The sequence below is a fragment of the Paenibacillus solanacearum genome (assembly GCF_910593845.1).
GTDB lineage: Bacteria > Bacillota > Bacilli > Paenibacillales > NBRC-103111 > Paenibacillus_G > Paenibacillus_G solanacearum.
The window spans coordinates 188,977-210,463 of sequence record NZ_CAJVAS010000004.1 but is presented as its reverse complement, the minus strand read 5'-3'; the positions used below and the strand labels follow the sequence as shown (position 1 = coordinate 210,463).

Genomic DNA, 21,487 nt, shown 5'->3' with positions numbered 1-21,487 from the left:
GCTCGGTTCTGCTACTGCCGGAATTGCCGCAGCGATTGTCCTATAAACCGAGAAGCGAGAGACAGCTTTCCCCTGATTATCGTCTTACAAATCGGATGGACTGTTCAACCGACTGCCGCGCAGCGACGCCATGCGTGACTCGGATTCGTGTGCGTTGTGTAATGCGGTTCGCGCGCTACGGCTGCATCGACGGCCAAAATTCGATATCATCCCATAAGATTTGCAGCGTGCCCCCGTGATCTCTGACGTAGTTCACCGTTGCTTTGGACGTATACAATTTAAAAGGATGAAACCCGGTTAATCCGGAAGGAGAAGGATTATTCGGATCATACGTCCAGTTGGTCACGTCGAAAATGACCTTTTTGGTGCCGCCCTCGGGCGTCAGAGCGAAATAAAAGCGGCCCGTGCTCGCATTTCCTTCTTTATAATATATTTCGCATGTCAACCACTGGCCGGTAGGGATGCGGTAGCCGAGGTTTTGTTCCGTCCATACCGTTTCAAACGCCCCTTCCTCTGAATTGGTGATCGGCGTACGTTCCCCTTTCAGATGGAAGTATAACGGTTGTCCAGCGCCGCTGCCGGCCGGCTTATGAATATCAAGTGATACGCGGTAAGGATATTGCGTTCCTGCCGTCCAGCTTGGCTGGTTCCAAAATTCCGCAATCGTAAACCAGGTCAGGGGATCGGGCATTTGTTTTAGCTTTTCCAGATTCGGGTGCAAATACATCCGGAATTTATAATATGTTTCCTTCAGGCTGCTCGGGTTGTTTTGCATAATAGCCTGCACACGACCTTTGGTCGCCGAAGCTCCGACGCTCCCCAAAGAAAATTTCAGCACCTTATTCCCGTTAAACGAGGTGGGATCTGCCGCTATGCTTGCGCTTCGCTCTGTACAATCGCCGGGTTCGTATTGGAAACGCAGCGAGCCGAAATTCGGGTAACCGTCCAGATCGTTCACCCAATCGTTCGGCGAAGAGACGGACTGATCGACACCCGTAATATTCGTAATGCATGCCGCATTCGTGACGCCGGTAGAACCCGCTTCAAATCCCGAATGGAAAATGAGAGAGCCGGCAGGCGAGTAAGCCGGTCCCGGCGGCGGAGCGGCGTCGGCTTTAACGAAACGTACGGCATCTGCGATGACATAGCCGTCCGTACCGTCATTTCGAATCTTTACGTAACCGCTCGTCCCTGCAGGGAAGTTGAATCTTCCGATCAGAACCCACTTGCCGCCATTGGCGCGCTGATTCACGACAATCGTATCGATACCGCCGCTGCGGGCGATGTCCACGGGCACATTGGATGCCCGATTGGACGCTTGGTTCCACTGAAGATATACGTCGTACTCACCGGCATCCGTCAGCGTCGGCGTATATTGAATCGATTTTGCGCCTTTACCAGAGTTGCCGTCATGCGTATAATTCGTCCCATAATAGCTTGTCGAACTGGTCGACGTTGTCCACGTTCCGGTAAATGTCACTCCGCTAGCATCGCTGTTGTCTACAATGATCTCCGCCGTTCCCGCATTCATTGGCAAAGTGCCTCCCAACAGCAATATGAAGATCGATACAATCGATAATAAAGATCTTAACCTTTGCCACTTCATAGCCTCAAACCTCCTCACTCCATAGCAAATGTTCCACACTCGCTAACTGCTTTCATTGAATATCCTCTTGGTGCTAACCTCCCTTCGTTACGAATGACAACCCTTCTGCCGTCATGCCAATTCCGTAAATTCAGTATTGCGGATGGGAACGTTTATCGTAAATAGAAAAAAGGTCGATCCGCATGGAATTTTAATCGAAAGTTTTCCTAAAACCGAGATGCCCCGATTGCATCGATATGGTTTATTAATCAGCGACCCGACTCCGTAACGCCACCGTCCCCAAAGCTCGAACCGAGCGAGCCCGAGACCTGTCCACCGGCAGGTCAATGGGCTGACCACGAGTCACCCGCCACCGTACCTCCAACGCACCCATCGCTCGAACAAAAGCGTGCCCCGACCTGCCGACAGCAGGTCGACCGGCGAAAGCGAGCCTCCTCCGCCACCGTAACGCCACCACCAGCCCGCATCCAGCGTAAAGCGTGTCCGATCCCAGCCTGCTGAAAGCCAGGCGGAATCGGACAAACGCGAGCATCGCGCCAACTCCAACTCCATACCGCGCCAGCGTAACCCCGTGCTCCCTTATCGTGGTCCAGGGGGCGAAACCCCTGGGGTCCCCTCCTTGGAGGGGATTTAGGGGAGGTCCATACAAATTTAAGCGTTTTCAAAATAACCGTTGACAAATTGAAAACGTATACATATAATAAAAGTACAGTATGGTTTCTCTCCACTCCTATCCGAATAATGGCACTATGTGCAACCGCCTGAATCATTCAGGCGGGCTTTTTTTTGTATATTATTTTAAATGTTTATACATATAGTGGTAAAAGTGCACACCTATTTTTGGTAAATGTTCTGAAATGTGTCGATTAAGCAGGATTTTTGACCATTGATCACGAATATTGTTAAGTACACCGCATTTCAGAAAAAATTTTTCTTACGCACCGCAACTTTTTTACTCCCTTACAGTAAAAACAAGTAGCATCGCTGGGAGTAACCAGGAATCACAAGGAGGGTCGCTTGATCATGACCGATTCCCAGTTGATCAGAGAAATAAAAGACGGAAACGTTCAACTATACGACGAATTAATGCGCCGCTACGAACGTAAAATTTTGGCATTTATATTTCACATGCTGAAAAGCGCCCACTTGGAGTCCATGGCAGAAGATTTATGCAACGAAACGTTTTACAAAGCTTATCGAAGCTTGCATTCGTTCCGTGAAGTCGAGGCGACGTTCTCTACATGGCTGTATACCATTGCGCGCAATACGGTTTTGAGCGAGCTGCGGAAAAATAAAACGGTCAAAGTATCGTTAGAGATGAGCAACGAGCCGGTGACGTCTCTTGAGACGCTGCCCGAGCAAATGGTTCTGCGCAACGAGAAAGTAACGATGGTGCGCGACGCAATCAACAATTTGCCGGAGAAGCAGCGTTCCGCACTCATATTGCGGGAGTACGATCAGCTCGATTACCAGGAGATTGCGAATATATTGGGTCAGACGGTCAGCTCGGTCAAATCTTTGCTGTTCAGGGCAAGAGCGAGCGTGAAGCTTCAACTGGAACCCTACTTTCTTGAGCCGATCTTTGAGGAGTATGAGGGGATGAATCAGCGATGAAATGTGAAGACATTCAAGAATGGCTCGGGGTTTATTGGGATTTGCCCGAGGATGACGAGCATCGTCAAGCCATTGATAAGCATATAAAGCAGTGCGAATCTTGTGCGGAGGAATTTGAAATATGGCAGGAGAGCACGGAGCTGATCCGTTCCGCGGCCGGCATCCGCGAGCCGGAAGTTCCGGTCATCTCCGTTTCGTCGGACGTGATGAAGCGGATCTACCGGGATGAATCGTGGAGAGTGCCGATCAGCGATCGGATGTACCACTTTTCATATAGGCTTCGCCGGAATGTAACGGCGGTCATTGCGGTGTGCTTGACGCTATTTATGTTTACGTTCCTTTACTCCGTCCTTAACCAGCATCAGGGCGAGCAGGTCGCAAGCAGCGACTCCGCCGTATTCGGACGAATCGGCGACCCTGTCGTCTTGGCAAGCAGCCAGGGGCGGGATTCCATGAACGTGCACTCCATGCCAACGGCGGTAGCAAGCCTGAAGGGATTCAATGAACCGTTCAAATATCATGTTGGTCCGATTCAAACGGTGAAAGATTATATGCTGTTCATTTCGCTGATCGGTCTGACCATGACGCTGCTTATTATGAACTGGCTGTCCCGCACGAGAGTATAGGCGGTGGCAGCGGCATGGGATGCTGCATTTGGAGGCCCTTAGGGGCTTTTATTTTTTGGATAGGGGAGACGCACAAGCGATGACGACACTCGGCTTCATCAGACACGGCACGACGGAATGGAATTTGGCGGGGCGACTGCAAGGGCAGATGGACACGCCGCTCGCCGAGGTGGGGAGGCTGCAGGCAAGCCTGCTTGCAAACCGGCTCACAGGGGAAGCCTGGGACGGGATCATCGCGAGCGATTTGATGCGCGCCAAAGAAACGGCACAGCTGATTTCCAGCGTTACGGGAACGCCGATCTACGATTATGACTCGCGGCTGAGAGAGCGCGCATTCGGCGAGCTGGAGGGGACGACGCTCGACGATCGGATCAAGCGATGGGGAGAAGCGTGGCGCACGCTGGATCTCGGCATGGAATCCGACGACCGCTTGCTGAGCCGGTGGGGCGCGTTTTTGAGCGATGTGGAGGATCGTTACGGCGGCAAGCGGATCCTGATCGTAAGCCACGGCGGCTTCATTGCCCCGGTAGTGGCCAGCCATATGGGCCAGAAGATCGAAGAGCATTTGCAGAACACGTCGCTGACCGTGCTCGAACGTTGCGAGGACAGCTGGGAATGCCGTTTGCTGAACTGTACGGAGCACTTATCGCAGTTAGAAGACAGAGCTTAAACCGAAACCCGGTTTAAGCTTTTTTTTGTTTCTTCGCCGCGGATGGCGCGGGAAAACGTTGAAAGAAGTTTGGTTGTCTGCGTTTAAAACCGGAACATTTTCCCATAATGGATAGTAACAAATACGTTTCGGAGGGACGCGAACATGAATTTGGCGGATATGTTAAGTTACGCGGACATTCATGATTTGAGCCGCATAGCAGGGACGTACAATTGCGAATGCAACGGACATTCGAAAAACGAACTGATTCAGTCGATTTTATCGACGGTCGGACGGAAAGAAATTTTCGAGCGGCAGGTGGACGACATGACGCTCGAGGATATTCGTTTTTTGAATTCGCTGCTGTTCGACCAGCGCGGCTTGTTCAGCTTGGAGGAACTGATCGCCCGGGTGCAGCAAAGTCGGTTTGTCAAGGAACCGGCGGATGAAGGCTGGAATCCGCGTGAGGTGATCTCGCGATTCAAGCAGCGGGGCTGGTTGTTCAGCGGGTACTCCCATCAGACGAGGTACTTGTTCCAGGTGCCGGCCGATTTGAAACGGAGATTTATCGCCGCGCTCGGTAAACAGTTCGAGCAGAAACTTCAGCGGACCAACGAGCCTGGCGTTTACCGGGACGAGCAGAAACTGGTGGCAGAAGACATTCGGAACGTGCTTCTTCATTTGCGCGGGCAGGAAATGATGCTGACCGCCGATCACGCGATGTACAAGCGAAATCTGCAGCAGCTGCTTGAGAAGATGGCCGTTATGGAAGAGCCGGTCGGCAAAACGGCGTGGAGATTCGGGTATGGCCGTATGTTTCGCGAATACCCAAACCGCTTTTCGTTCATTTATGACTATTGTTACTTCCATGACTACATCACCGAGCATAACCAGGTGCTGGCGCTGACGGCCAAAGGCGCGGAGCAAGCGGACAGCGGCGTCAGGGAAGACCCGGCGGAAGTGTACCGGTTTTGGCTGCGGCTGTACAAGGGTCCGATTCCGAACATCCAGTCGCTTGTTCATTGGATTAACCATTTGGCGAAGTCTTGGGTTACGGTCGCATCGATGAAGGAGGCGCTTGGCGGGTTGATTCGTCCCTTCTATTACGATACGCCGGATTCGATCTTCGATCAGCGGCTGCTGCAGATGATGATGCATCTCGGGCTGCTCCGGGTCGGCGAGGATACCGGTCACGGGGCCGTCGTCCAGATGACGCGAATGGGCAGCGGTATTATTGAAGGAACGTACATCGCCGATGAAGAGCAGATCGTGATTCCGTTTGACAATCCGTAGCAGGCTTTGCTACAATCACTCCCAAATATTAGGTAACGGCTGAGCGCTCGCCCGATACCCTCGAAGGAGTGTTATATATATGCTTCACAGCTATAACGGCATCATGCCGCAAATCCACCCGTCTGTATTTTTGGCTCCAGGCGTTCAAATCATCGGCGACGTCACGATCGAGGAAGGCGCAAGCGTCTGGTACAACACGGTGCTGCGCGGCGACTTGGCCCCCATTCGGATCGGCAGACGATCCAACATTCAGGACGGCTGCATCGGTCATGTCAATGTGAATCAGCCGCTGATCGTTGCGGAGGAAGTTTCCGTAGGTCACGGCGCGATTATCCACGGCTGCCATATAGGCAAAGGCACATTAATTGGGATGGGGGCTATTGTACTTAACGGCGCCGCCATCGGTGAATATGCTTTAGTAGGGGCAGGTGCGCTGGTGACGGAAAACAAAACGATCCCGCCGCACACGCTTTCGCTTGGAACACCGGCCAAAGTCGTCCGTGAGTTGGTTGACTCCGACATGGAACGAATGAAGCGGACCATGGAAAGCTACTGCGCGAAGGCCGAAGAATATAGGCAGGAGCAAGCTAAGCGGTAGAACGAAACAAACGAATAGGATCTTAGACCGGTTTGGAGGTTGGTTCTTATGGGCAAAATGAATGTCACTAACGATATCATGCTGGGGCTGTTCGCGGAAATGGTGCTGGACGAAGCGCTTCGCAAATACAAGGAGCAGTACTTGTACAGAGAAATCGACGAAGCGCTCGCCAAGGGAGACGAACAATCATTTTTTGCCCTCACGGCTGAGCTGAACACACTGCGTTCCCTTGCCTGACAGGCGGATCCTTGCGGAAATTCAACATTTTTTCGAAAAGACATGTGAATTCCTTTCATATGTCTTTTTTTATGGTAAAGTAGGTGAGGATGTTACGGGAAGAAGGTGAACACATGAAATTCAGCGATATACAGGAGAACGGCTGGGACGAGCTGCGGCCGTATTTGGATACATGCCTGCTGCCGGTAACCGGCTTGAGCGGAGCCGAATTGCCGTGGGAGGCAACGCGGGAGCTGGAACGGTTAAGGGACGCGCTGGACCTGCTTGAAATTCCGTTCAAAGGCAGAGTCGTGACTTACCCGGCAATGCACTTCACAGGGACGAGCGGCGGCGGACAGTCGGCACTTCTGGATGACGTATGCTTGAAGCTGAGGACGGAAGCCGGATTCCGGCATGTCGTGGTCGTAACGGCCAGGACGGAACCGGAGCTGCCTTTATCTGCTGCGAATGCGGACTTGATTCTTCGCTTCGGGACGGCCGAGCTGACCGATTCTCCCGATGGAACGAAACGAAGAGCGGCGGCGGAAATGGCGTCGTTGTGGCAGCGGCACGCAGCGAATCATGCCGATGTATGATCTGGGGTAATTATGCAAATTCTATGTAACGGCGAAATAAATTTGAACCTGTGGACAGTTGTGACAATTTCGTTAAAAGTGACTTCGGCACTTGGCGATCCGCACGTGAATGGCTTGTCTGCATTCTTGACGCACCCTAAGACGTAAGCTATTATTAGTTATGTCCTAGTATCTGGTGTAAAGTTATGTCGAACGACTGATATATGTAGCAAAAGGGGGTAGAACGAGAATGAACGATCACACGAATCAAGAGTCGCAGCATCATGGCAAGGAGCCGGTCAAACGCCGCGAAATGTCCCGGCGCCAGTTTCTTTCCTACACCCTTGGCGGAGCCGGTGCGTTCATGGGAGCCGGTATGCTGGTGCCTATGATTCGGTTTGCTGTGGATCCGGTCCTTCAACCTAAGGCGCAAGCCGCTTGGGTGAAGGTCGTCGAGGAATCCAAAATAACGAACGAACCGAAATCCTTCAAATTCAAAGTGCATCAAGTCGACGGATGGTACGAGAGCGATCCGGAACTGGAAGCGTGGATTTCCAAAGGAAGCGACGGCAAAATCTTTGCGCTCAATCCGACCTGCAAGCATTTGGGCTGTACGGTCAACTGGAACGGAAGTCCGGAGTACAAAGAGCAGTACTATTGCCCGTGTCATGGCGCTCACTACACGGCGGACGGCAAAAACTTGGCCGTAGCGCCTGCGCCTCTTGATCAGTACGAATTGAAGATCGAAAACGGCTTTGTATATCTTGGTCAGCTCGGTCCAAACAAACGGGTGTAAGAAGGAGGCGTAACATCAGATGTTTAAAAGCGTCTATAACTGGATTGATGAACGTCTGGATATCACGCCGATGTGGAGAGACGTTGCGGATCATGAAGTGCCGGAGCACGTTAACCCGGCGCACCATTTCTCCGCATTCGTTTATTGCTTTGGCGGATTGACGTTTTTTATCACGGTTATACAAATTTTATCCGGTATGTTCTTGACGATGTACTATGTGCCGGACATTATCAACGCTTACGCAAGCGTCGACTACTTGCAGCATAAAGTGGCTTTCGGCGTAATCGTTCGCGGTATGCACCATTGGGGCGCCAGCCTCGTAATCGTAATGATGTTCCTACATACGCTTCGCGTTTTCTTTACCGGTTCTTATAAAGCGCCGCGTGAAATGAACTGGGTCGTAGGGATGCTGATTTTCTTTGTCATGTTGGGCTTGGGTTTCACAGGTTATTTGCTCCCTTGGGACAACAAAGCGTATTTCGCAACGCAGGTTGGTATCAAGATTGCCGCATCCGTGCCATATCTTGGTGAGTACATCAAAATCTTCCTGCAAGGCGGCGAGATCGTAGGAGCTCAGACGCTCACGAGATTCTTTGCGCTGCACGTGTTCTTCCTTCCGGGCGCATTGCTGGCTCTGCTCGCGGGACACTTCTTCATGATCCGCAAACAAGGGATTTCGGGGCCGCTCTAAACGTGACTTTGTAATGTGAACGGTTTTCTTCGAAAGAAAACGAGAAGGAGGGGCGATACGTGGCTCACGGTCATAAATCTGACGAAAAAATTGTATTTGTTGGGGATTCACGCGTTCGTGCCAAATCTTCGCGAATGATACCCCAAGATTTTTCTGCCTATCCCGGCAAATCGGAAGTATTTATTCCGAACTTCCTTTTAAAAGAATGGATGGTCGGCGCAGTCGTACTGGTCGGTATTCTGGTTCTGGTCATGTCCGAAGCGGCTCCGCTCGGTTATCCGGCCGATCCGACGAATACGCAATTCATTCCGATGCCGGACTGGTACTTCCTGTTTATGTATCAGCTGCTGAAGTACCCTTACACTTCGAACCATTTCGTCGTCCTGGGTACGCTCGGCGTGCCGGGGATCGCGTTCGGCGGCTTGCTGCTTGCTCCGTTCCTGGATACGGGGAAAGAAAGACGGTTCTACAGACGTCCGATCGCATCGGCATTAATGGGTCTCAGCTTGGTCGCTTGTATTTACTTGACGGTCGTATCCTGGCATCACTACCAAGTGGAGCTGAAGGAAAAAGGCATCATTCCAGAGCATATCAAGCGCGAAGAAGAGATGCATGCGAACAAAGGCAAGGAAGGCGGCGGAAGCGCCCCGAAACCGGGAGCGCAGGCGGCGGCAATCGTCGCTCCGGACGATCCGGCTGCAGAATTGTACAAGAAATCGACTTGTATCGCTTGTCACGGCGGCGAGCTGAAAGGGATGCCGGCTTCCGGGATTCCAGCGCTTCGCGGCGTAGGCGACAAGCATTCCAAGGATGAAATACTCGGCATTATCAAGAAAGGTCAAGGCAATATGACCGCTCAATACGATGCCAACATCAAGCAAGGGCTGACCGACGCAGATATCGACAAAATTGCGGATTGGCTGTCCAGACAGAAAAAGCAATAGAACCGTACAAACCTGATCGCTGCTGCGGTCAGGTTTTTTAAATCAATTCGAATGGCAGGAGGTCAAGCGATTGTCAGAATGGCGGTTACGTTATTTGGTTTCCACCTCTTTTTTGGGCAGCGGGTTTATGCTATGGAGCTTGTTCTGGGTCAACTTCCTGGGTACCATCTACGGCTATATTTGGTATGGGCAGCAGCTCGTATATACTGCGGAAAAGCAAAGCCCGTGGTTTTTGCCGTTCGTTCCCGACAGTCCGACTGCCAGTTTATTTTTCACCGGAGCGATCGTCTATTTGCTGCTCGATCAAAACCGCGGCCGGCATGATGCAATCCTTCGACAGAGCGCGGGAGGATTTCGCGGCTTTGTGGAAGCTTTCGCTGTCGTGACTTCGATCAAATATGGCATTTGGGCGGTCACGATGATTTTTGCCGCAGCGGCCCAGGGAGATATTCTCGTCTGGCAGGATTGGATGCTGACGTTCTCGCATCTGGGGATGGCGGCCGAAGCTTTGCTCTTTGTGAACTTGTACCGTTATCGATGGCCGTCGGTGGCAATCGTCGCCTGCTGGTCGTTGTTGAATGATTTCATGGATTACACGTTCGATGTGTACCCGCGGTTGCCCTCGGTGCTGGAAGATGATCTGTCCACCATTCAAGCGTTTACGGTCACCCTAAGCATATGCAGCATTGCAGCGGCGCTGGGGATGTGGATCGCGAGGGAAAAACGGGCGGCGAAACGGAGAAAAGCGGTCTAAACGGAGGACATGCCCCATAGGATGTAGTGGAGGGGATGTCCGATGCGATGGAAGCGGAATACGAAGTGGATCGGGGTTGTATTGCTGCTGTCCTTGAGTGCGGCGGCACTTTTCGGCTGCAGTTCGGCAAGAGGAAGCAAAGAGACGGTTCCCGTCAAGCCGGAACGAGAGCAAGTGCAGAAGGTCGAGCGGCTTAACGAGACGGCGGACGACATGTATCAAAAGGTGTTGAAGGGGGATGTGGACGGAGGACGGACAGCGCTGGAGCAAATCGGCGAACAGGTGATCCGCATCCGGTTTGAAGGGATTACATCCGTAGAAGGCATGAATGCGCTTGCGGAGACTGTAACGCAGGCCAAGCGGGTATTCAATGCAGTAAAGTTCAATCCCGAGGAAGGGCAGCTTACCGCCGCTAAGTTAAGGCTGGCTACGGATGCATTGTCCCATACGAACCAGCCGATGTGGCTGCAGTATTACAAGGTGCTGCAGGATGACGTGACCGGTCTGGAACGCGCGGCGAAAGACCAGAACAAGGCGGCGCTTCAAAAGGCGTCGGAGCAGCTCGGGCATCATCTTGGAATCGTTCATCCCAGCTTGCTCATCAGCCGAAATGCCGCCGATGTGGAAAAAATGGACTCGCTTGCCACGTTTGTGAAAAATCAAAGCGTCATTTCCGCAGAGCCTTTCAAAAACGTATTGAATGCAGTCGGTCCGATGCTACAAGTATTGGACAAACTGTTCATGAAGCAGGAAACGACGGCATACTTGCCATACAACGGGCAGCAAAATCCGATTTTATGGACGCTTGCGATCGGCTCGGTCATCATGCTGGCGCTCGGTTTTGCCGGATGGCGTTTGTCCAAGAAAGATCACGGACTCGTTACGATTCATCGCGGCGATGAGGCGTGAGTGTGCCCAAGCAACGGACAGGATTAATTAGGCTTAAAGCCTTCTCCGACCACGTCATGTACCTCGGTAATAATGAGAAAGGCGAGGGGATCGACGGAGCGGACAAGGTCTTTAAGCCTTTTCATTTCGCTTCGGGCAACGACGCAGTAGACGACGTTTTTATGTTGTCCGGAATATGCGCCGATCGCGGGGAAGAGCGTAGCGCCGCGATCCAGTTCTTTCGTAATGGCTGCCGCGACGCGGTCCGCATGCGAGGTAATGATCGTGAATGCGCGGGCGGCATAGGCGCCTTCAATGAAGATATCGATCATTTTGGAAGCGATGAACACGACGACGAACGTGTATAAAATTTTTTCTTTTGGGATAAAGAACAGGGAAGCGCCGATAACCACGGCATCCATGATCAAAATGGTGCGTCCGATGCTCCAGCCCTTCAGTTTGTGGGCGATGCGGGCCATAATATCCGATCCGCCGGTCGTGCCGCCGTAACGAAACACGATGCCGAGCCCGGTTCCCAGCGTGAATCCGGCGTAAGCGGTCGCCAGAAAGAAATCATGCTCTGATCGAAACGGAACGAGCCAGCCGGTGCGGATAAGCTGCTCCATGACCCATAAGAAGAACGAGAGGGACAGCGTGCCGATGACCGTGTAGAGCATGCTTGATTTGCCTAAAATACGCCAGCCCAAAACGAACAGCGGAATGTTGATCAGCAGCGTCGTTACCGAGGGAGGAAAGCCGAATATGTAGTTGAGCAGCAGCGCGATCCCCGTTATGCCGCCTTCCATCAGTTCATTGGATATGACGAAGTAATGCAGTCCGAACGCATAGATGGCGGTGCCGAGCATGATCGGCAATGCGCCGCGCAGGATGGTTTGTAATTGGGATAACGGCATAAAGGCCTCCTTGCTTGAATGATGGGTATTGGCGCGTACGTTACTTTGGCGTACGGGCTCTTTTATTTACAGGATGACAACGGATGCCGCCCAGCCTTATTGAGCCGCGTTCGTCTTCCATTAGCGTTGCCATCTTCATACAAAAAAAATTTGTCTTTATCCCTCGTTTTGCGTTAACATGGTAATGAAAGGTTGGTGACTTACGAATTTATGGCCGATAATAAAACATTAAAGGATATCCAAGGGGAAGTCCATGAATACATATCCCAGTTCAAGGAAGGCTATTTCAGCCCGCTCTCGATGCTGGCCCGCATGACGGAAGAAGTCGGCGAACTGTCGAGGGAAGTGAACCACCGTTTCGGCGAAAAGCCGAAAAAAGCGACAGAGGAAGAAAATTCGATCGAGCTGGAGCTTGGCGACATCTTGTTCATTACCGCCTGCTTCGCCAATTCGCTTGGCATCGATTTGACCGAAGCGCATGATAAAGTGATGCATAAATTTCGCACGCGCGACGCGAATCGTTGGACGAAACGGGACACGGAATCTTAATTCGGTTCATATGCTGTACCATCCCTTGTAACGCAAAGGAGATGGGGCCGCTTGAACGGAGAAGAAGCAATCAAAAAAGCTTATGAATCGATATTAAAGCATGATTTCGCAAGCGCGGTCGTATGGTTTGAACGAGCCATTGCCCTGGACCCGAATTGCGCTGCTTATCACTACAAGCTATCGATCACCTATGCGCGCAGCAATAAATTGGAGAAGGCGACGCTTCATGCGAAAGAGGCCGTCCGGCTGGATCCGAATGACGAGCATTACGCGATGCATTATCGGCATTTGCAGGCGAAAGAATTACTATTCCGGGCGGAAAGGCTGTTTGACGAATCGGATGAGCAGCTGTGGCTCGCGGTCGAGCTTCTGAAGCAGGCTGTCGAATTGGATCCGCTGTCGGTCGAGGCTTATCTGCTTCTCAGTATAGCTTATTCGCAGCTGGAAGACTATTCACTCGCCATTCGGGCAGTGAAGGAACTGTTGAAGCTGAACCCGGATCATCCGGTGGCTAGCCGGCTGCTTGAAGAGTATGGACGAAAATGGAAACAATATATGCAGACAGCATCTCCCAAAGAGCAAGCGGAAAGGAACGGAGTAAAAGATGAGTCAGAACATTAAAGTCGCCGTAGCCGGCGCAAGCGGCCGCATGGGGCGTGAAGTTGTAAAAATGGTATTGGCGGATTCGCAGTTGACGCTCGTGGCGGCGACGGACCGGTCTACAAAAAATATGGATGCCGGACGCCTGGTAGGCTTGGAGCCTTGCGGCGTCATGGTCACCAACGATCTGGAGCTGGCGCTCGTGGAATCGCAGCCTGATGTGCTCGTCGATTTCACGGCGCCTCAGTCCGCCGTGTCCAACACCCGGCTGGCGATTCGGCACAAGGTTCGTCCTGTCATTGGGACAACCGGTTTTACGCCGCAGGATATTCAAGACCTGGACAACCAATGCAAGGAGAAGGGCATCGGCGGCCTCATTGCGCCGAACTTCTCGATCGGTGCAATTCTGATGATGAAATTCGCCGCGCAGGCTGCAAAATATTTCCCTCATCTGGAAATCATCGAATATCATGGCGATCAGAAGCTGGATGCGCCAAGCGGAACATCGGTGAAAACGGCCGAGCTGATCTCGGAAGTGCGCAAAGAGCTCAGACAAGGGAATCCGGACGAGGAAGAGACGATCGAAGGCTCACGCGGCGGCTACTACAACGGCTTCAGAATACATAGCGTTCGGCTGCCGGGCGTGTTTGCGCAGCAAGAAGTCATCTTCGGCGCTTTCGGCCAATCGCTGAAAATTCGCCATGATTCGTATGACCGCGCAGGCTATATGCCGGGAGTCAACGTCGCGATCAAAAAAGTAATGGAATACAGCGGGCTCGTATACGGGTTCGAACATTTTATAGACTAGCGTGATACAGGCACTGGGCAGACCGCTGGCGGTCCGCTCAGTCGTCTTTGTTTTGCGGACAAGGGGATGATGTCATGACAATGAATATCGCATTGATCGCTCACGATCGTAAAAAAGAAGAAATGGTCAACTTCGTCATCGCCTACGAAAGAGTATTTGCCGGCCATACGCTATATGCTACCGGAACGACCGGTACGCGCATCATGGAGAAAACGAAGCTGAACATTCACCGTTTCATGTCAGGCCCGCTCGGCGGAGACCAGCAGATCGGCGCATTGGTCGCGACCAATGAGATGGATCTGATCGTTTTCCTTCGCGATCCGCTCATGGCGCAGCCGCATGAACCGGATATTATTGCGCTGCTCCGCTTGTGCGACGTTCAAGGTATTCCGTGCGCGACGAACATCGCTACGGCGGAGCTTCTGGTTAAAGCTTTGGATCGCGGAGACTTTGCGTGGAGAGAGCTCGTACATAAATATAAGCCGGGTGTTGACCATGTCTGAGAACGAATCGCTCGATATATTGATTTTCGGCGCTCATCCGGACGACGCGGAAATCGGGATGGGCGGAACGATCGCCAAGCATACGGCGGCCGGACGGCGTGTGGGCATTTGCGATCTGACGCTCGCCGAAATGTCGTCCAACGGGACGGTGGAGAGCCGCCAAGAAGAAGCGGAGGCCGCCTCCGCCGTGCTCGGACTTGCGGCCCGAAGCAACCTTAGGCTGCCTGACCGCGGATTGTATATGACGCCGGAGCACGTGGAACGCATCGTACTTGAAATCCGTAAGTGGCGTCCACGGCTTGTTTTCGCGCCGTATTGGGAAGACCGTCATCCCGATCATATCGCTTGCAGCAAGCTGGTGCAGGAAGCGGTGTTCAACGCGAAGCTGCGCCGGTTTCGGCCGGATGTGCCTGCGCATACCGTCAAGGAGAGCTATTATTACTTCATAAATGATGTGTTTGAACCTAGCGTGATGGTCGATGTCACGGACGTTTACGAGACGAAGGCCGCTTCGCTGCGCGCTTACCGATCGCAATTCGAGCCTGCGGGAACGAGCGCTGATTATGTGCAGACGCCATTGACGCAAGGATATTTGGAGCGGGTGGAAGCACGTGACCGGCTGCTGGGATTAAGAAGATCCGTGCCGTATGCGGAAGGCTTTGTAAATAAGCTGCCTTACATGGCAGAACTGTTGTAAACCATTAACTATCCGCAGATAAGGGAGGCTATCCTCGCTATGGACCGTTTAAAAATCGGAATTACGTGTTACCCAACGCTCGGCGGTTCGGGCGTCGTCGCTACGGAGCTCGGCAAGCTGCTTGCGGAAAAAGGACACGAGGTGCATTTTATTACGCACAGCATGCCGTTCCGTCTGGGGAAATTCGATAAGAACATCTCGTACCATGAGGTGGAAGTCAACGATTATTATGTGTTCAAATACCCGCCGTACGATCTGTCGCTGGCGAGCAAGCTGGCGCAAGTCGCCAAGCTGGAGGAGCTGGACCTGCTCCATGTGCACTATGCCATCCCGCATGCCGTCTGCGCGCTCCTCGCAAGACAAATGGTCGGCCCGCAGCTGAAGGTGGTGACGACGCTGCACGGGACCGACATCACGGTGCTCGCGCAGGACGAATCGTTAAGCGATCTGATCAGCTATGCGATCGATGAGAGCGATGCGGTTACGGCGGTTTCGCAAGATTTGATCGAGGAAACCCGCAGATTGCTCGGCATCTCCAAGCCGATCGACCTTGCGTATAATTTCGTCGATAAACGCGTCTACTACCCGCGTGAAGTGAGCGAGCTTCGAAAGGAATTCGCGCATCCGGACGAAAAAATATTGATCCATATTTCGAATTTCAGACCAGTGAAGCGGGTTACCGACGTCGTCGAAATATTCGATCGCGTGCGCAAGGAAGTGCCGTCGCGTCTCCTGTTCGTCGGGGAAGGACCCGAGCTGTCCAAAGTGCTTTGCAAGGTGAAGGAGCTCGGCATCCTGGACCGTGTGACATTCTGCGGCAAGCAGGACGACGTAGCGCAGCTGTTGTCGCTCGGCGATTTGATGCTGCTGCCTTCGGAGAAGGAAAGCTTCGGTCTCGTGGCGCTGGAGGCGATGGCGTGCGGCGTGCCGACGATTGCTTCCAATGCCGGCGGCATACCGGAGCTGATCACGCACGGCGAAACCGGATTTTTAGCCGGAATCGGCGACGTCGACCAGATGGCTGCCTATGCCAAGCTGGTGTTATCCGACGAGGCGCTGTACGCCAAAATGAAGGAAGCATGCTTGCACCGGGCGCGCTATACGTTCTGTAACGATCTCATTACGAGACAATACGAAGAAATTTATTATCGCGTGCTTGGACGACCGCTGCCCGAAGAGCTGAAGTCTAGGCCCATTAACTGCTGACATGACTGAAGGAGCGCAGCCCATGCCGGAAAAGCTGGAAGCAGGAGCCTTAGAAGTTATACGGCGATTAACGGACAACGGTTTCGAGGCTTATATGGTCGGAGGCTGCGTTCGGGATAAATGCCTGGGGCGTAAGGTCAAAGACTACGATATCGCAACTGCCGCGAGACCGGAGCAAGTGCAGTCGTTATTCAAGCGCACGATTCCGACCGGTCTGCAGCATGGAACGGTGACGGTGCTCATCGATCGCGTGCCTTACGAAGTGACGACCTTTCGGAAGGAAGGCGATTACGAAGGGTACCGCCGTCCTTCCGAAGTGGAGTATATCGATAGTTTGCATGAAGATTTGCAGCGGCGCGATTTTACGATGAATGCCATGGCGCTCGACCGATACGGACGGCTGATCGATCCGTTCGGGGGGCAGGACGATCTTCGCGAGAAACGGCTGCGGTGCGTCGGCTGCGCAGAGGAGCGATTCCGCGAGGATGCGCTGCGCATGCTTCGCTGCTTGCGGTTCGCCGCCGAGTACGGGCTTGAGCCGGAGCCGGAGACCTGGAGTGCGCTGCTGCGAATGAAGCCGCTGCTTGGTCATATCGCGATGGAGCGGGTGCAGGCCGAGCTTCTGCGGATGCTCGCCGGCGCGAACCCGAATCTGGCCGTGGAGCTGCTGTGTAAGAGCGGCGTGCTGGAGCATACGAAGCTGAAGCTGCGTTTGGCGTCCATCGCGGAAGGGAAGCCTTGGCCGGACGTAGAGACGCTGCCGGACGAGCTGCATCGGCTGGCGTATATGTATATCCGCATCGGCGCGACGCCCGAGCAGGCGGAAGCGGACATGCGCCATCTGGCGTGCTCGAAGCAGCAAACGGACAACGTGCGGCTGATGGTAGCCGCGTATGAACAGCTTCGGCATGAAGCGGTCGAGACGGCAATGCCGGACGGGGAAGATTTGCCGGAAGTACGGGAATGGTTGAAACGGCAGTGGCTTCTGGCGGCAATCCGATATGGCCGCGATACGCTGCGCAGCGTTCACAAGCTCTATTCGCTGGAAGCGGAGCGGACGCATTCCCAAAGCGTCTGGGCTGCGGAAGGCAGAGTATGGCTTGACGCGATGCCGGTGTCGGAAGTATCGGAGCTTGCGGTGTCGGGACAAGCGCTTTTGCGGAAGTTTGCTCCCGCCAAGCCGGGACCTTGGCTCGGCCGTCTGCTGGCGGCTCTGCTGGAGGATACGGCGCTGGGGAAGCTGCTCAATGAACCGGAATCGCTGCTGAAGGCGGCCGAAGCATATTATGAACAAATACGGGAGAACCCATGTCGATGAATCAACGAATTCTGGAGCTGTTCGAGCAATCGGACGGCGCTTTTTTATCCGGCGAAGAGATCAGCGGCCAGTTGAACATCAGCCGTACGGCGGTATGGAAACATATTGAGCGTCTCAGGGAGCAGGGCTACCAGTTCGAGGCCGTGCCGCGAAAAGGCTATCGTTTGACGGCCAAGCCGGTCAAGCTGGACTTGGCGCGAGTCGTGACGGGGCTTGAAACCGCATCTTTCGGGCGGCATCTCAAATATTACGACGAAGTCGAGTCGACGCAGACCGTAGCCCACGGGCTTGTACAGGAAGGCGCGCAGGAAGGAACGCTCGTTCTCGCCGAACAGCAGAACGCCGGACGCGGCCGAATGGGCCGGAAGTGGCACTCGCCGAAAGGGAAGGGCATCTGGATGAGCCTGATTTTGAAGCCGGGCATCCCGCTGCAGATGACGCCCCAGCTTACGCTGCTGTTCGCCGTTGCGCTGTGCCGGACGATTCGCGGGTATCTTGGTTTGGAGGCGGGGATTAAATGGCCGAATGATCTGCTCATCCGCGGGCGCAAAGTTTCCGGCATCCTGCTCGAATCCAATGCCGAGGACGAGCGTCTGCTTCACGTCATTGCCGGCGTCGGCATCAGCGTAAATCTGGAGCCGCAGGATTATCCGGAGGAGCTGAAGGAGATTGCGACTTCCTTGGCCATTGAGGCGGGGCATCCGATTGATCGGGAAGCGCTTCTGTGCCGGTTCCTGCGCGATTTGGAACAGCTGTATGCGCTGTACCGGGAACAAGGCTTCGCTCCGATTCGTACGCTTTGGGAGGCTCAATCGGTCTCGCTCCATCGCCCGATCCGCGTGCAGACGGCGCAAGGCGCTGTCGAAGGGACGGCGGAGTCGATTGACGAAAGCGGCGCGCTGCTGATCCGTCTGCAAGACGGCAGTCTTCAAAAACTGTACTCCGGCGTTGTCGAATTTAGATGACATCGTATGCAAACTTTGGTATAATATACGTTGCAGAGGCGGTATCGTAATGAACTGCACTCTTTTATTGTCTTAGTGCGGAATGTTCCTCTCGCGCTTACGAAGCGTACAACAGTGAGCATGTCCCCAATACAAGGAAGTTTACCGATAGCGTTCGGATGCTTCCTCGTCCAACTGAATCGCTTTATCGCAATATGTCGGATTCTGCTCTGAGCCAACCGGACCGAGACAGAAGGATCATATGATGTTTGCCATGTGAACCTTTTAGCCACGTTATGCCGGCTGAAAGGTTTTTTTGCTTATTGCAACAATCCGGCCTCTGCACGCAATACTAACGGAAAGACCATTCCACGAAAGAAGCAGGTGAAACGGATGGAAGCGAGAAGACCGGTAACTACAGCGAAACTGAAAAAAATGAAGGAAGATCGGGTGCCGATTAGCGTCATTACGGCTTATGACTATCCTTCCGCCATGTTGGCGGAGCAGGCGGGAATTGATGCGATTCTGGTCGGCGATTCCTTGGGCAATGTCGTGCTCGGCTACGACTCTACCATTCCTGTAACGTTAGAGGATATGATCTATCATACAAAAGCGGTGACCCGCGCGGCGAAAACAAGCTTTGTGATCGCGGATATGCCGTTTATGACGTATCACGGCAGCGTGGATGAGACGCTGCGCAATGCGGCGCGGCTTATGCAGGAAGGGCTTGCCAAAGCGCTGAAGCTGGAGGGCGGTATGGAAATCGTCCCGGCAGTTCGGGCATTGACGCAGGCAGGCATTCCGGTGATGGCCCATATCGGGCTGACGCCGCAATCGATTCACCAGATTGGCGGCTACAAAGTGCAGGGCAAAAACTCGGCGCAGGCGGAAAAGCTGGTGGAAGACGCCAAGGCGCTGGAGCAAGCCGGCGCGTTCGCGATTGTGCTCGAGCTGGTCACGGATGAGCTGGCGGCTCATGTGACCCAAACACTGTCCATCCCGACGATTGGCATCGGCGCAGGCGCTTCCTGTGACGGTCAAGTGCTTGTTTTCCATGATGTGCTCGGCTATGCCGCGGAGCTTCATCCGAAACGGTTCGTCAAAACGTACGCCCACATCGGCGAAGCGATTCGCAGCGGCATTCGCCAGTATGTGGATGAAGTGAAAAACCGCAGCTTCCCTGCGTCGGAGCATGCGTTCCATATGGAAGGCGAAGTCGCCGGCTTGTATGGAGGGAGCAGCGCAAGCGCACAAGCCAAACCGGCTCCGGCTTCGACTGCGGAAGACCGGGTGAGGCAATCCGCAGGACAACGCGAATCATAAAGGGGATGAACGGCCCATGATCATTTGTCGTACTATAAATGAACTGCGTCAGGCCATTCGCAAGCATCGCGCCGAGCACGTAGATAACAAGGTCGGATTTGTACCGACCATGGGATATTTGCACCGCGGCCATGCATCGCTGCTGGAGCGGGCGCGTACCGACTGCTCCCTGGTGGTGCTGAGCATCTTCGTCAATCCGCTGCAATTCGGGCCGAATGAAGATTTCGAACGGTACCCCCGCGACGAGCAGAGAGATTTGGAACTCGCACGGTCGGCTGGCACCGACATCGTATTTTTGCCGCAAGTATCGGAGATGTACCCGGCCCCGACGAAAACGATCGTTACCGTTGCCGGCGTCACCGAAAGGCTGTGCGGCGCCTCCAGACCGGGTCATTTTGACGGAGTGGCTACCGTTGTAACCAAGCTGTTGAATATGGCGCAGCCTGATTTCGCTTATTTCGGCATGAAGGACGCGCAGCAGGTCGCCGTCATCGAGCAGATGGTGTATGACCTGAATATGCCCGTCACGATCGTGCCTTGCCCGACGCTTCGAGAAGCGGACGGCCTTGCGCTGAGCTCGCGCAACGTATATTTGAGCGAAGAGGAGCGGCGGCAAGCGGTCGTGCTTTCTGCGGCGCTGAACGATGCGGAGGCATTCATGCGGGGCGAGGCCACAGTAACGCCGGACCAGCTGCAAGCCGCCGTCGTGGAACGCATCCAATCGGCGCCGCTCGCGCGTATTGATTATGCCGACGTTTTATCGTATCCTTCTCTGGAGCCGATCGAGTCTTTTGAAGGAGTCGACCGCATCATCGTGGCGCTCGCCGTCAAATTCGGCAAAACGCGCCTGATCGACAACCGGATTTTACACATACACGCTTAATGAACTCAATAGTAGGAGGCGAGAAGCCGTGTTTCGCACCATGATGAAGTCTAAAATTCATCGCGCTACCGTCACTGAGGCGAATTTGAACTATGTAGGCAGCATTACGATCGACGAGGATTTACTGGAACTTGTCGACATGCTGCCCAACGAAAAGGTACAAATCGTTAATAACAATAATGGAGCGCGGTTTGAAACGTACATTATCCCGGGTCCCCGAGGCTCGGGCGTCATCTGTCTGAATGGGGCCGCCGCCAGACTCGTTCATCCCGGCGATACCGTCATTATTATTTCCTATGCTGTCATGACGGACGAAGAGGCGCGCACCCATAAGCCGCAAGTCGCCATTATGGGCGACAACAATAAAGTGGTCAGCGTATTGAAGGAAGAAATTCATTCCACCGTACTGTAAACGGGAATGAAACCGGACGGCCGGGCGCACAATGTAGATACCATTGCAACGTTCCATACTTCCGCCGCTGCCGAAGTGCG

The 21,487-nt window shown here is 53.6% G+C and carries 26 protein-coding genes; 23 read left to right on the top strand and 3 right to left on the bottom strand.

The genetic code is table 11. From position 1 onward, the window contains the following. Positions 1-175: 175 nt before the first annotated feature. Complete coding sequence (locus KXG62_RS06915) at positions 176-1,531, bottom strand: golvesin C-terminal-like domain-containing protein (RefSeq protein WP_218091199.1); 1,356 nt, start codon at positions 1,529-1,531, stop codon at positions 176-178. A gap of 417 nt (positions 1,532-1,948) precedes the next feature. Beyond that, positions 1,949-2,158, bottom strand: a complete 210-nt coding sequence (locus KXG62_RS06910; protein ID WP_218091198.1) for a hypothetical protein — start codon at positions 2,156-2,158, stop codon at positions 1,949-1,951. 471 nt (positions 2,159-2,629) lie between these two features. Here KXG62_RS06910 and KXG62_RS06905 point away from each other — a divergent pair, with 471 nt between their 5' ends. The 12 genes from KXG62_RS06905 to KXG62_RS06850 all read left to right on the top strand — a co-directional run bounded on the left by KXG62_RS06905 (position 2,630) and on the right by KXG62_RS06850 (position 11,271). After that, on the top strand, positions 2,630-3,220 hold the full coding sequence (locus KXG62_RS06905) for an RNA polymerase sigma factor (RefSeq protein WP_218091197.1): 591 nt from the start codon (positions 2,630-2,632) through the stop codon (positions 3,218-3,220). Further along, positions 3,217-3,846, top strand: a complete 630-nt coding sequence (locus KXG62_RS06900) for an anti-sigma factor family protein (RefSeq protein ID WP_218091196.1) — start codon at positions 3,217-3,219, stop codon at positions 3,844-3,846. The genes KXG62_RS06905 and KXG62_RS06900 overlap by 4 nt, the downstream gene beginning before the upstream one ends. A 55-nt stretch (positions 3,847-3,901) precedes the next feature. Next, positions 3,902-4,516: a histidine phosphatase family protein gene (locus tag KXG62_RS06895; RefSeq protein ID WP_246627326.1), complete on the top strand. Its 615-nt coding sequence runs from the start codon at positions 3,902-3,904 to the stop codon at positions 4,514-4,516. Between the two features lie 144 nt (positions 4,517-4,660). Beyond that, positions 4,661-5,788 (top strand): hypothetical protein, encoded by a 1,128-nt coding sequence (locus KXG62_RS06890; protein ID WP_218091195.1) that lies wholly within the window; start codon positions 4,661-4,663, stop codon positions 5,786-5,788. Between the two features lie 79 nt (positions 5,789-5,867). Continuing rightward, a complete protein-coding gene (locus KXG62_RS06885; protein WP_218091194.1) occupies positions 5,868-6,386 on the top strand; it encodes a gamma carbonic anhydrase family protein in 519 nt (172 codons plus the stop codon). 48 nt (positions 6,387-6,434) lie between these two features. Continuing rightward, a complete protein-coding gene (locus KXG62_RS06880) occupies positions 6,435-6,623 on the top strand; it encodes an IDEAL domain-containing protein (protein ID WP_218091193.1) in 189 nt (62 codons plus the stop codon). A gap of 113 nt (positions 6,624-6,736) precedes the next feature. After that, on the top strand, positions 6,737-7,198 hold the full coding sequence (locus KXG62_RS06875; RefSeq protein ID WP_218091192.1) for a DUF2487 family protein: 462 nt from the start codon (positions 6,737-6,739) through the stop codon (positions 7,196-7,198). Positions 7,199-7,427: 229 nt separating this feature from the next. Next, positions 7,428-7,973 (top strand): Rieske (2Fe-2S) protein, encoded by a 546-nt coding sequence (locus KXG62_RS06870; protein ID WP_218091191.1) that lies wholly within the window; start codon positions 7,428-7,430, stop codon positions 7,971-7,973. Positions 7,974-7,992: 19 nt separating this feature from the next. Further along, positions 7,993-8,664, top strand: a complete 672-nt coding sequence (gene qcrB / locus KXG62_RS06865; RefSeq protein ID WP_218091190.1) for a menaquinol-cytochrome c reductase cytochrome b subunit — start codon at positions 7,993-7,995, stop codon at positions 8,662-8,664. Positions 8,665-8,723: 59 nt separating this feature from the next. Then, positions 8,724-9,608 (top strand): c-type cytochrome, encoded by an 885-nt coding sequence (locus KXG62_RS06860; RefSeq protein WP_218091189.1) that lies wholly within the window; start codon positions 8,724-8,726, stop codon positions 9,606-9,608. A 70-nt stretch (positions 9,609-9,678) separates the two neighbouring features. Next, positions 9,679-10,362, top strand: coding sequence for a DUF1405 domain-containing protein (locus KXG62_RS06855; protein ID WP_343223440.1), 684 nt, complete (start codon positions 9,679-9,681; stop codon positions 10,360-10,362). Positions 10,363-10,404: 42 nt separating this feature from the next. Further along, positions 10,405-11,271, top strand: coding sequence for a sporulation protein YpjB (locus KXG62_RS06850; protein WP_218091188.1), 867 nt, complete (start codon positions 10,405-10,407; stop codon positions 11,269-11,271). A 23-nt stretch (positions 11,272-11,294) separates the two neighbouring features. Here KXG62_RS06850 and KXG62_RS06845 read toward each other — a convergent pair whose 3' ends face one another. Further along, entirely contained in the window at positions 11,295-12,164 is an 870-nt protein-coding gene (locus KXG62_RS06845; protein WP_218091187.1) for a YitT family protein, read from the bottom strand. A gap of 210 nt (positions 12,165-12,374) precedes the next feature. On the opposite strand from KXG62_RS06845, the gene KXG62_RS06840 reads away from it, so the two are divergent. The 11 genes from KXG62_RS06840 (at position 12,375) to panD (ending at position 21,407) form a co-directional block, all read left to right on the top strand. After that, a complete protein-coding gene (locus KXG62_RS06840; RefSeq protein ID WP_218091186.1) occupies positions 12,375-12,713 on the top strand; it encodes a nucleotide pyrophosphohydrolase in 339 nt (112 codons plus the stop codon). A gap of 51 nt (positions 12,714-12,764) precedes the next feature. After that, entirely contained in the window at positions 12,765-13,334 is a 570-nt protein-coding gene (locus KXG62_RS06835) for a tetratricopeptide repeat protein (protein ID WP_218091185.1), read from the top strand. After that, complete coding sequence (dapB, locus tag KXG62_RS06830) at positions 13,318-14,121, top strand: 4-hydroxy-tetrahydrodipicolinate reductase (protein ID WP_218091184.1); 804 nt, start codon at positions 13,318-13,320, stop codon at positions 14,119-14,121. The genes KXG62_RS06835 and dapB overlap by 17 nt, the downstream gene beginning before the upstream one ends. 80 nt (positions 14,122-14,201) lie before the next feature. Continuing rightward, positions 14,202-14,624: a methylglyoxal synthase gene (locus KXG62_RS06825; RefSeq protein WP_218091356.1), complete on the top strand. Its 423-nt coding sequence runs from the start codon at positions 14,202-14,204 to the stop codon at positions 14,622-14,624. Beyond that, positions 14,617-15,321, top strand: coding sequence for a bacillithiol biosynthesis deacetylase BshB1 (gene bshB1 / locus KXG62_RS06820; protein WP_218091183.1), 705 nt, complete (start codon positions 14,617-14,619; stop codon positions 15,319-15,321). Before KXG62_RS06825 ends, bshB1 begins: the two co-directional genes overlap by 8 nt. A 39-nt stretch (positions 15,322-15,360) precedes the next feature. Continuing rightward, on the top strand, positions 15,361-16,527 hold the full coding sequence (gene bshA, locus KXG62_RS06815; RefSeq protein WP_218091182.1) for an N-acetyl-alpha-D-glucosaminyl L-malate synthase BshA: 1,167 nt from the start codon (positions 15,361-15,363) through the stop codon (positions 16,525-16,527). Positions 16,528-16,549: 22 nt separating this feature from the next. After that, a complete protein-coding gene (locus KXG62_RS06810) occupies positions 16,550-17,845 on the top strand; it encodes a CCA tRNA nucleotidyltransferase (RefSeq protein WP_218091181.1) in 1,296 nt (431 codons plus the stop codon). Next, the gene (locus KXG62_RS06805; RefSeq protein ID WP_218091180.1) at positions 17,842-18,810 is read left to right on the top strand and encodes a biotin--[acetyl-CoA-carboxylase] ligase; all 969 of its coding nucleotides are present in this window, start codon (positions 17,842-17,844) and stop codon (positions 18,808-18,810) included. The genes KXG62_RS06810 and KXG62_RS06805 overlap by 4 nt, the downstream gene beginning before the upstream one ends. Before the next feature lie 372 nt (positions 18,811-19,182). Then, positions 19,183-20,112, top strand: a complete 930-nt coding sequence (gene panB, locus KXG62_RS06800; protein ID WP_218091179.1) for a 3-methyl-2-oxobutanoate hydroxymethyltransferase — start codon at positions 19,183-19,185, stop codon at positions 20,110-20,112. A 16-nt stretch (positions 20,113-20,128) separates the two neighbouring features. After that, entirely contained in the window at positions 20,129-20,995 is an 867-nt protein-coding gene (gene panC / locus KXG62_RS06795; RefSeq protein WP_218091178.1) for a pantoate--beta-alanine ligase, read from the top strand. A 28-nt stretch (positions 20,996-21,023) separates the two neighbouring features. After that, positions 21,024-21,407, top strand: a complete 384-nt coding sequence (panD, locus tag KXG62_RS06790) for an aspartate 1-decarboxylase (protein ID WP_218091177.1) — start codon at positions 21,024-21,026, stop codon at positions 21,405-21,407. The last annotated feature ends 80 nt before the right edge of the window (positions 21,408-21,487 follow it).

What these genes read in the sequence shown, in the direction of transcription:
- KXG62_RS06915 (WP_218091199.1), bottom strand. Translation starts at nt 1,531, where the DNA reads ATGAATGCGGGAACGGCGGAGATCATTGTAGACAACAGCGATGCTAGC.
- KXG62_RS06910 (WP_218091198.1), bottom strand. Translation starts at nt 2,158, where the DNA reads ATGGAGTTGGAGTTGGCGCGATGCTCGCGTTTGTCCGATTCCGCCTGG.
- KXG62_RS06905 (WP_218091197.1), top strand. Translation starts at nt 2,630, where the DNA reads ATGACCGATTCCCAGTTGATCAGAGAAATAAAAGACGGAAACGTTCAA.
- KXG62_RS06900 (WP_218091196.1), top strand. Translation starts at nt 3,217, where the DNA reads ATGAAATGTGAAGACATTCAAGAATGGCTCGGGGTTTATTGGGATTTG.
- KXG62_RS06890 (WP_218091195.1), top strand. Translation starts at nt 4,661, where the DNA reads ATGAATTTGGCGGATATGTTAAGTTACGCGGACATTCATGATTTGAGC.
- KXG62_RS06885 (WP_218091194.1), top strand. Translation starts at nt 5,868, where the DNA reads ATGCTTCACAGCTATAACGGCATCATGCCGCAAATCCACCCGTCTGTA.
- KXG62_RS06880 (WP_218091193.1), top strand. Translation starts at nt 6,435, where the DNA reads ATGGGCAAAATGAATGTCACTAACGATATCATGCTGGGGCTGTTCGCG.
- KXG62_RS06875 (WP_218091192.1), top strand. Translation starts at nt 6,737, where the DNA reads ATGAAATTCAGCGATATACAGGAGAACGGCTGGGACGAGCTGCGGCCG.
- KXG62_RS06870 (WP_218091191.1), top strand. Translation starts at nt 7,428, where the DNA reads ATGAACGATCACACGAATCAAGAGTCGCAGCATCATGGCAAGGAGCCG.
- qcrB (WP_218091190.1), top strand. Translation starts at nt 7,993, where the DNA reads ATGTTTAAAAGCGTCTATAACTGGATTGATGAACGTCTGGATATCACG.
- KXG62_RS06850 (WP_218091188.1), top strand. Translation starts at nt 10,405, where the DNA reads ATGCGATGGAAGCGGAATACGAAGTGGATCGGGGTTGTATTGCTGCTG.
- KXG62_RS06845 (WP_218091187.1), bottom strand. Translation starts at nt 12,164, where the DNA reads ATGCCGTTATCCCAATTACAAACCATCCTGCGCGGCGCATTGCCGATC.
- KXG62_RS06840 (WP_218091186.1), top strand. Translation starts at nt 12,375, where the DNA reads ATGGCCGATAATAAAACATTAAAGGATATCCAAGGGGAAGTCCATGAA.
- dapB (WP_218091184.1), top strand. Translation starts at nt 13,318, where the DNA reads ATGAGTCAGAACATTAAAGTCGCCGTAGCCGGCGCAAGCGGCCGCATG.
- KXG62_RS06825 (WP_218091356.1), top strand. Translation starts at nt 14,202, where the DNA reads ATGAATATCGCATTGATCGCTCACGATCGTAAAAAAGAAGAAATGGTC.
- bshB1 (WP_218091183.1), top strand. Translation starts at nt 14,617, where the DNA reads ATGTCTGAGAACGAATCGCTCGATATATTGATTTTCGGCGCTCATCCG.
- bshA (WP_218091182.1), top strand. Translation starts at nt 15,361, where the DNA reads ATGGACCGTTTAAAAATCGGAATTACGTGTTACCCAACGCTCGGCGGT.
- KXG62_RS06810 (WP_218091181.1), top strand. Translation starts at nt 16,550, where the DNA reads ATGCCGGAAAAGCTGGAAGCAGGAGCCTTAGAAGTTATACGGCGATTA.
- KXG62_RS06805 (WP_218091180.1), top strand. Translation starts at nt 17,842, where the DNA reads ATGAATCAACGAATTCTGGAGCTGTTCGAGCAATCGGACGGCGCTTTT.
- panB (WP_218091179.1), top strand. Translation starts at nt 19,183, where the DNA reads ATGGAAGCGAGAAGACCGGTAACTACAGCGAAACTGAAAAAAATGAAG.
- panC (WP_218091178.1), top strand. Translation starts at nt 20,129, where the DNA reads ATGATCATTTGTCGTACTATAAATGAACTGCGTCAGGCCATTCGCAAG.